This window comes from Stenotrophomonas sp. 2YAF22, from assembly GCF_052114665.1.
In the GTDB taxonomy this organism is placed as follows: Bacteria; Pseudomonadota; Gammaproteobacteria; order Xanthomonadales; family Xanthomonadaceae; genus Stenotrophomonas; species Stenotrophomonas indicatrix.
Genome location: NZ_JBFRFE010000899.1, coordinates 1 through 1,164 on the forward strand (window position 1 = coordinate 1; position 1,164 = coordinate 1,164).

Below are 1,164 nucleotides of genomic sequence, written 5' to 3' on the forward strand. Positions count from 1 at the left end.
CGGCATGCACTGCGGTTCCTGGGTGAATGCCGCCTCCACGTTGCCGCAGGTATCGCATGTGCATGTGCTGGGCATCACCTCCGCCGATATCGGCCTGGGCCACGCGTGGGAGAACCACTGGCGGCCCCTGCTGGGGCGGCGGCTGACCTACTGGTGCATGGATGTGGATGTGGGCTGGGCCGGTCGCATGGGCATGGCAGATGCCTTCCGCCGCTTCGACCATCCCGAGGCCCTGGTCGCCGCGTTCGCCGCCGAACAGGCGCAGGCCCCTCAGCCAACCTACCTGTCGATCGACAAGGACGTGTTCGCTGAAGAGGTAGCACGCAGCAACTGGGACCAGGGCCGCTTCCAGCTTGAACACGCACTGATGGTGATCGAGGCCCTGCGCACCGGTGGACTGGTGGGCAGCGATATCACTGGCGAGGTATCACTGCCCAACTACCAGAGCCGTTTCAAACGCTGGCTGTCGTCGCTGGATGGCCAGCCAGACATCGGCGCCGATGATCTGCCGGCATGGCAGCAGCAGCACCAGCAGGTGAACCGCGAACTGCTGGCGGCGATGGCCGCAGTGCCGACTGCCTGCTGAGTGCTTTTTTTTTAGCGCCGAGCCATGCTCGGCTTCTGTTCGCGGTCCCCTGAGTCGAGCATGGCTCGACTCTACAAAAGGCGATAGCCGAGCATGGCTCGGCTCTACACTGGGCTCTCGCCCCCGGAGCCGCCGTCATGCCCCAGACCGTCATCCCGCAGCTGCGCATGCGCCATGCCGATACCAGCCTGCCCTTCTACGTGCAGGGCCTGGGCTTCCTCGTCGACTGGGAGCATCGCTTCGAACCCGGCTTCCCGCTGTTCGCCCAGCTCACCCGCGAGGGCCAGACGATCTTCCTGACCGAACACACCGGCGACTGCGAGGTGGGCGGTGCGGTGTATTTCATCGTCACCGACGTCGATGGCCTGCACCGCGCGTTCAGCGCTGCGGGAGTATCCATCGAGCAGCCGCCACACGATACCGACTGGGGAAGCCGCGAGATGCTGATCGTCGACCCGGATGGCAACCGCCTGCGCTTCGCCACCGACGCTGGCTGAATGCCACGCGCTTGAGCGGGAGTATACGTTTCATATACGCTTCATATATTCCCAATCGAGAACGCCCATGGGCATCGTCAA

At 64.3% G+C, this 1,164-nt stretch carries 2 protein-coding genes; both read left to right on the top strand.

Annotated elements, in window-relative coordinates:
• A partial coding sequence (locus AB4Y84_RS22095) for a hypothetical protein (protein ID WP_442250989.1) occupies positions 1 to 586 on the top strand: 586 nt, incomplete at its 5' end.
• Positions 587 to 723: 137 nt separating this feature from the next.
• Complete coding sequence (locus AB4Y84_RS22100) at positions 724 to 1,083, top strand: bleomycin resistance protein (RefSeq protein WP_394195833.1); 360 nt, start codon at positions 724 to 726, stop codon at positions 1,081 to 1,083.
• The last annotated feature ends 81 nt before the right edge of the window (positions 1,084 to 1,164 follow it).